Origin of the sequence: Dokdonella sp. (assembly GCF_039926425.1) — a bacterium.
Taxonomy (GTDB): domain Bacteria; phylum Pseudomonadota; class Gammaproteobacteria; order Xanthomonadales; family Rhodanobacteraceae; genus Dokdonella_A.
On record NZ_JBDSWZ010000128.1, the window covers coordinates 1 to 7,005 of the forward strand.

Genomic DNA, 7,005 nt, shown 5'->3' on the forward strand with positions numbered 1-7,005 from the left:
GGTGGGTCTCGATATCGAATCCGGCCACCGTTGCGCCACCGGAGGTCGGCGCGAGAAATCCGGCCAGCATCTTCATCGTGGTCGATTTGCCGGCACCATTGGGGCCGAGGAATCCGAGCACCTGGCCGGGTTCCACCTTGAACGTGATCGCGTCGACGGCCGTGAACTCGCCGTAGCGCTTGGTGATCTGTCGGGTTTCGATCATCGTCGTCTGCGCACCTTTTTCGATCGGCATGAAACCCCGCCGGCCCGGAATCACACGGGCTGATGACTTGGGGGTGGAGGGCGTCCCGTTTCAGGCGTGCAGACCACGTTCCGCAGAATGGCGGCGGGTCGTACCTGCCCGGACATCAATTTCGGGGCGCCGGAAAAGATTACCGCAAAGCCCGCGGAAAGTTCCCTGCACCGGATGCAGCGATGCGCGAACCTGACGGATCAGCCGCAGCGCATCGGCGGCGGATAGCGACGTCCGGCGCGCAGCGGTCGAAAACACGGTGCGTCGCGCAGGAACTGTGCGCTGGTGTCGGACGGATGCCATCCCGGCAAGCCGGCCAGCGGCAAAGGCCTCTGGTCCTGTGGATCCGCCAGCAGTTCGCCCGCTGCGATCGCGTCGGCGACCTGCGCTTCCATCTCCGGCCAACCACGCAGCAGACCGCTGGAATCGGGTCGCTGATCGCGCAGGCAGGCCGGCGCAACCTCCACCGCCAACGCCTTGGCGCCGGGCAACAGATGTCCGCGCCAGACGTGTTCGACCAACGCATGGCCAAACACCGTGACCGCGATTCGATCGCCCCACGCAGCGCGCTCCGTCCCGAACAATCCCGCCCAGTCGTGCGCGTCCCACAAACGCACCAGCTTCGGATCCGCGATCCAGACGATTGCACCTGCTTCATCGAAATGGGTCAGCGCGCACTGTCCGCGGGTGCGCTGCTTCGGGCCAACGCACGCGATGTCGGCAACCTGCCGCGCATTGAGCGCCTGTTTGAGGCGTGGGTGGCGCAGCCAGACCAGCGCGTTGAAGAAATCATGGGGATCGCGCTCGCGTGTCGCGAGCACGCCGCGCTCGGCAATCCGCGTTTCGTAGTGCAGACCATCTGCCAGCAGTTGTGCGTCCTGCGCGCAGAACGCCGGGCGCGCAAGGCCGTCCTGCATCTGCGCTGCGACACGCCAGTTTTCGAGCGCCGCAAGACCGGGCAATTGCCCACCGTCGATCGCGCCAACCGGATCGACCCATGCTTTGAACAGTGGATGGTGGCCAGCCGACGGGACGCCGACCGGCGAGTCGGCCGTGAATTGTTCGACCGTCGGCATGCAATCAGCTGGGCAAACGACCGATCAGGTCGTGTTCGTCTGCGTGGATGATGTCGACGTCGACGAACTGCCCTGGCTTGAGCTTCTGGCCGTTGTCGATGCGTACGATGCCGTCGATTTCCGGTGCGTCGGATTTTGAACGCGCGATCGCGCCGTCGGCATCCACTTCGTCGACCAGCACCTGCTGGCGCGTTCCGATCTTGCGACCGAGACGCTCGGCGGAAATGTCGGCCTGGACTTCCATGAATCGTTCGAGGCGTTCCTCCTTCAGCCATTCGGGCACCGGATCGGGCAACGCGTTGGCTTTCGCGCCATCGACGGGCGAATAGGCAAACGCGCCGACGCGATCGAGTCGTGCTTCCCGCAGGAATGACAGAAGCTCCTCGAATTCCGCGTCGGTTTCGCCGGGAAATCCAACGATGAACGTACTGCGGATCGTCAGGTCGGGGCACGCCTTGCGCCACGCCTGCACACGCGCCAGCACCTTGTCGACCGCGCCCGGGCGTTTCATCAGCTTGAGAATGCGTGGACTCGCGTGCTGGAACGGGATATCGAGGTAAGGCAGGATGCGACCGGCGGCCATCAAAGGGATGATGTCGTCGACGTGCGGATACGGGTACACGTAGTGCAGGCGCGTCCACACGCCGAGTTCGGCGAGGCCTTCGCAGAGTCCGTTCATGCGCGTCTGGTACGCCTTGCCACGCCATTCGCGTTCGGCGTATTTCACATCGACGCCGTATGCACTGGTGTCCTGCGACACCACCAGCAACTCCTTCACGCCACCGCGGACCAGCTTTTCGGCCTCGATCAGCACCTCGTCGACGGGTCGCGACACCAGATCGCCGCGCATCGACGGAATGATGCAGAACGTGCATCGGTGGTTGCAGCCCTCGGAAATCTTCAGGTATGCGTAGTGCTTCGGTGTCAGCTTGATGCCCTGCGGCGGCACCAGGTCGAGAAACGGATCGTGCTTTGGCGGCAGGACCGCGTGCACCGCGCTCATCACGCTGGCGTAGTCCTGCGGTCCGGAAATCGACAGCACATCCGGATGCGTCTCGCGGATCAGGTCCGCGCGCTTGCCGAGACAACCGGTCACGATGACCTTGCCGTTTTCTTGCAGCGCCTCGCCAATCGCGTCCAGCGACTCGGTGACGGCGGCATCGATGAAGCCGCAGGTGTTGACCACGACCACATCGGCAGCGTCGTAGTCAGGCACGATCACGTAGCCTTCGACGCGCAACTGCGTGAGGATGCGCTCGGAGTCGACCAGGGCTTTGGGGCAGCCGAGGCTGACAAAACCGACTTTGGGGTTGCGCAGGGACATGGAATCGCCGGAGATCTCGGGCCGACAGTTTACCGTCGATGCAGTTTGATCGCGTCAAATCGCGAACGCCGCTCGCATTAAGGCGGGCTGTATTGGCAGAATGCGCGAACCGCGGACAAATTCCCGCGATCGCGCAGGCCACCGTTGCAACCAGGGGACGACGAGTGAAGTGGCAGCAACCGGCCGCCCGGGAAGGCCGAATGGCGGCGGCACGCCTCGGACTGGCCGTCTTCCTGTTGTTCTCCCTGCCTGCGGGCGCCATCCCTGTCCGCGATGTCTATCCGCGCGCCATCGCGGCAGCATCGACGTTGCGAGCAAGCACGGAACTGGATGCCGTCCTTTCGGAACCGGCGACGGTCGCGTTTATGCGCGCCCTGGGCGGCCCGCAGACCGGGGAAACCCTGGCCTGGCTCGCCGCCAATGCATTCTCGGCAGCTGGCGCGAACGCCGTCGCAGACAAGCAGTGGCAGCGCGTCGCGGAACTGGCGCGCGAACGCGGCGACGACGATCGCTACGGAACGGCGCTCAGTCGGCGCGCCGATATCGCGCTGTCGAACGGGAACTACGCTCACGGCGAAGAAATCGCTGCAGATCTGCTCGCACTGGCGCGTCGCACTGGCCGTTCCACCTATGAGGCGGTGGCTGAAGAAAACCTCGGCGTCATCGAGCGGCGACGCGGCCACCTCGACACCGCATTGACGCATCAGCAACGTGCGCTCGAGCTGAGTCGCGCGAACAACGACCCATCGAGTGCGGCGCTCGCACTGGCCAATCTCGCCACGCTCTACCGCGACCGCGGGGACTTTGCCCAAGCGCTCGACAGCGCGCTCGAATCGGTCGCGTTGCGCGAGCGTTCGGGCGATCGTCTGGATGTTGCCTACCGCAATGTCGCCCTCCTCTACCGCGAAATCGAGGATACGGCGACCGCGCGCACCTATTTCCAGAGGGCGATCGACATCGCCGCACGCAGCGGCAGTCCAGCCGCATACGCGCCGGTGATCGGCTCGTATGCGGGCCTGCTCAATGATCTCGGCGAGTTCGCGGCCGCGCGTCGCGCGGCCGCCGAGGCGCTGGCCATCGATGAAGCCCTCGGCGATCGACCGCACCAGGGTCTCGAACACCTTGAACTGGGTCGCGCGATGGTCGGCCAGCGCGAATACCAGGAAGCCGGCGATGAATTCGATGCCGCCCTCACGCTCGGCCGCGAACTCGGGCAGCACGAGATCGTCGCAAGCGCGCTGTTGCTGAAGGCCGACCTTGCGCTCATCCGGCACGACACGCTGCATGCCCGCGGACTGCTCGACGAAGCGACTGCAGGGCTGGAGTCCTCGCAGCTGCGCACTCAACTGGCGCATGCGTATGCATCGCGCGACCAACTGGCGCGTGCCGAGAACAACGATGCGGACGCACTGCGCTTTGCACACAAGCACGCCGCGGTCCGCGAGGAACTGCTCGGAATTCGCGCGAGCCGCCAACTGGCCGCACTGGAAACGCGCCATGCACGCTCCGAAGCGGAGCAGCGCCTGGCTTTGCTCGGCAAGGACAACGAGTTGCAGGCTGCGCTGCTGGAAAAACAGGGCCTGCAGCGGAACATCGATCTCGGCGTGCTAGTCACGCTCGGCGTGCTGCTCGGACTGGTCGTCTGGCGATTCGTCGGGGTCAGCCAGCTCAATCGCGCGCTGGCGATGCGCAACGCCGAAATCGAACGCCACCGCGCAACTCTCGGTCAGGCGAACCTGCGCCTGGAGCGCCAGGCCATCGATCTGTACCAGGTGGCGATCACCGATTCGATGACCGGCGTGATGAACCGCGGCCATCTGCTGCAGCGGCTGTCAGACAGCATCGCCGACAGCACGCGTACGCAACGCAACCTCGCGGTTCTGGTGATTGACTTCGATCATTTCAAGCGGATCAACGACCTGCACGGCCACGCGGTCGGCGACACGGTGTTGATCGAAGGCGTCGACGCGATCCGCCGCTGCCTGCGTGCGGACGATCTGATGGGTCGCATCGGCGGCGAGGAATTCGTCGCGGTCATCGTCGACCGCGAAGCCGATGCAGTCTTGCCGGTCGCCGAGCGGATCCGGCTCAAGGTGCAGGAACGCCTCGTCGAACTCGCGCCCGGTCTGCGAATCGACGCCACCGTCAGCATCGGCGTCGCCTCTCTCGACCAGATTGATTCACCGGCCAAGACAGAGGCATTGCTCGAAGCCGCCGATCGCGCGCTGTACGCGGCCAAAAGCGCCGGGCGCAACTGCGTGCACCGCTACGTGATCTGAAGGCAACCGCGCTGCCATACGGGTTGTGTTGCGTCTCCCCCAACGCTGGCGGTCCACGCGTGCCGGCGCGCTCGACCGTCCTTCTCCTTTCCGGAGAAACCGGCGATGAAAGCCTGACCCGGACAATTGACAAGCGAGCACATCCGCTTAGTCTTCAAAGTCTGTGACTCGACGCGGAAAATCCATGGGCCAGACGATTCAACTCAATACCTCGCGCATGCACTGTATCGGCGCGTATGTTGCCCATCCTGTCGGCACGCCCAAGGGCGGCCTGGTGGTCGTGCAGGAAATTTTCGGCGTGAATGCGCACATGCGTCACGTCGTCGATCGCTTTGCCCAATTCGGCTACACCGCAATCGCGCCGGCCTTGTTCGACCACGTCGAAACCGGGGTGGAGCTGGACTATGACGAAGCCGGGTTCGCCCGCGGCAAGGCGCTCGTCGGCGAGACGACATTTGCGCAGGCGGTGGACGACGTGGCCAGTGCAGCCGAGTCGATCGGTTCGGCGGGAAAGACTGGTTGCGTCGGGTATTGCTGGGGAGGAACGGTTGCGCTGCTCGCTGCGATCCGTCTGGGCATCCCGGCTGTCAGCTACTACGGCGCGAGGAACGTGAACTTTCTCGATCAGGTGCCGCAGGCGCCGCTGATGTTCCACTTCGGCGGGCGCGATGCCTCCATTGCACCCGAAGCGATCGACCGGCAGCGTGCTGCGTGGCCCGACGCGGCGTTTCACACCTACCCTGCGGGTCACGCGTTCGATCGTGAGGTCGATTCGCGCGCTTACGACGCGCGAAGTGCGCAGCTCGCGCTGCAACGGACGCTGGCGTTCCTCGACGAACATCTGGCCGGAATGCGCGCATGAGTTTCCCGATCGATCAGCGGCTCGTCGCCGATACCCATCCGCTCGGCGAGCTGCCGTTGTCGATCGTGCTGCTGATGGACGATGCGCGCTTTCCATGGCTGATCCTGGTGCCGCGCATCGCCGGCGCGCGCGAACTGGTCGATCTCGACGAAGCGGATCGGCACAGCCTGATGGGCGAACTCACCCACGTGGGACGCGCGCTGGAGACGCTGCTGACGCCCGACAAGCTCAACGTCGCCGCACTCGGCAACATCGTTCCGCAGTTGCATGTGCACGTCATCGTCCGGTACACCACCGATGCCGCGTGGCCACAGCCCGTGTGGGGACACGGCGAGCGAATCCGTTACGAGGCCGGCGCGCGCGCGCGGACCCTCGCCAGGTTGCGTGAAGCTCTCGCGCCCACACTGACCTGATGGCTGCAGCCGTCGCCGACTTCGCCGTCACGTTCGAGCCGCTTGGCGAAACCACCCTGCTGATCCGCTTCGGATCGCGGATCGACGTCCAGATCAATGCGCATGTGCAGGAGGCCACCGCGATCCTGCGCTCGGCCCGGCTGCCCGGCGTGGTCGACCTGGTGCCGGCGTATGCCAGCGTCGCATTGATCTATGCACCGGCAGCCTGGGCCGATGGCGACGGAATGCCATGGCAGAACCTGGCGGACGCCGTGGGATCCGTCTTTTCGGCGCCGCCGCGCCATGCGGACGTCGACGGCGCGTTGGTGCACATTCCGGTCTGCTACGACGGAGAGAACGCACCCGACCTCGATCGTGTCGCGCGCATTGCAGGCCTCGATCGCGCCGAAGTCATCGCGCTCCACACCGCACCTGATTACATCGTGGCGATGCTCGGCTTCGCGCCGGGATTTCCGTACCTGCTCGGGCTCGATGCGGCGCTGCATGCGCCACGTCGGATGGACCCTCGCCTGCGCGTCCCGCGAGGTTCGGTTGCGATCGGCGGAGAGCAGACCGGCATTTATCCACGCGAGCTTCCTGGCGGCTGGCAGCTGGTCGGACGAACGCCGCTGGTCCTGTTCGACCCGTGGCGAGCGACGCCGTGCCTGCTCGCGGCCGGCGATCGCGTGCGATTCCACGCGATCGCCCAGCACGCGTTCGACGTGTTGGAAAAGGATCGATCCGCGTGAGCGTCCGCGTGCTCAAACCGGGCGTGCTGAGCACTCTGCAGGATCGCGGACGCGTCGGCGGCGCATCGTTCGGGATCGGGCACGCCGG

General features: G+C 65.3%; 7 protein-coding genes. 4 read left to right on the top strand and 3 right to left on the bottom strand.

What is annotated here, in order from left to right; translation table 11 throughout:
- From ABIV12_RS07870 to rimO, 3 genes are all read right to left on the bottom strand, one after another.
- Window positions 1–205: ATP-binding cassette domain-containing protein (locus ABIV12_RS07870; RefSeq protein ID WP_348057999.1), on the bottom strand; the 205-nt coding region annotated here is incomplete at its 3' end.
- A gap of 230 nt (window positions 206–435) precedes the next feature.
- On the bottom strand, window positions 436–1,311 hold the full coding sequence (locus ABIV12_RS07875; RefSeq protein ID WP_348057986.1) for a DUF3025 domain-containing protein: 876 nt from the start codon (window positions 1,309–1,311) through the stop codon (window positions 436–438).
- Window positions 1,312–1,315: 4 nt separating this feature from the next.
- Window positions 1,316–2,635 carry a 30S ribosomal protein S12 methylthiotransferase RimO gene (rimO, locus tag ABIV12_RS07880; RefSeq protein ID WP_348057988.1) on the bottom strand — a complete coding sequence of 440 codons (1,320 nt, stop codon included), beginning with the start codon at window positions 2,633–2,635 and terminating at the stop codon, window positions 1,316–1,318.
- Between the two features lie 200 nt (window positions 2,636–2,835).
- On the opposite strand from rimO, the gene ABIV12_RS07885 reads away from it, so the two are divergent.
- From ABIV12_RS07885 to pxpB, 4 genes are all read left to right on the top strand, one after another.
- Window positions 2,836–4,914 carry a diguanylate cyclase gene (locus ABIV12_RS07885; protein ID WP_348057990.1) on the top strand — a complete coding sequence of 693 codons (2,079 nt, stop codon included), beginning with the start codon at window positions 2,836–2,838 and terminating at the stop codon, window positions 4,912–4,914.
- A gap of 184 nt (window positions 4,915–5,098) precedes the next feature.
- Window positions 5,099–5,776 carry a dienelactone hydrolase family protein gene (locus ABIV12_RS07890; RefSeq protein ID WP_348057992.1) on the top strand — a complete coding sequence of 226 codons (678 nt, stop codon included), beginning with the start codon at window positions 5,099–5,101 and terminating at the stop codon, window positions 5,774–5,776.
- Window positions 5,773–6,189 carry an HIT domain-containing protein gene (locus ABIV12_RS07895; protein ID WP_348057994.1) on the top strand — a complete coding sequence of 139 codons (417 nt, stop codon included), beginning with the start codon at window positions 5,773–5,775 and terminating at the stop codon, window positions 6,187–6,189. The genes ABIV12_RS07890 and ABIV12_RS07895 overlap by 4 nt, the downstream gene beginning before the upstream one ends.
- Complete coding sequence (gene pxpB, locus ABIV12_RS07900; protein WP_348057997.1) at window positions 6,189–6,917, top strand: 5-oxoprolinase subunit PxpB; 729 nt, start codon at window positions 6,189–6,191, stop codon at window positions 6,915–6,917. The genes ABIV12_RS07895 and pxpB overlap by 1 nt, the downstream gene beginning before the upstream one ends.
- Window positions 6,918–7,005: the final 88 nt, after the last annotated feature.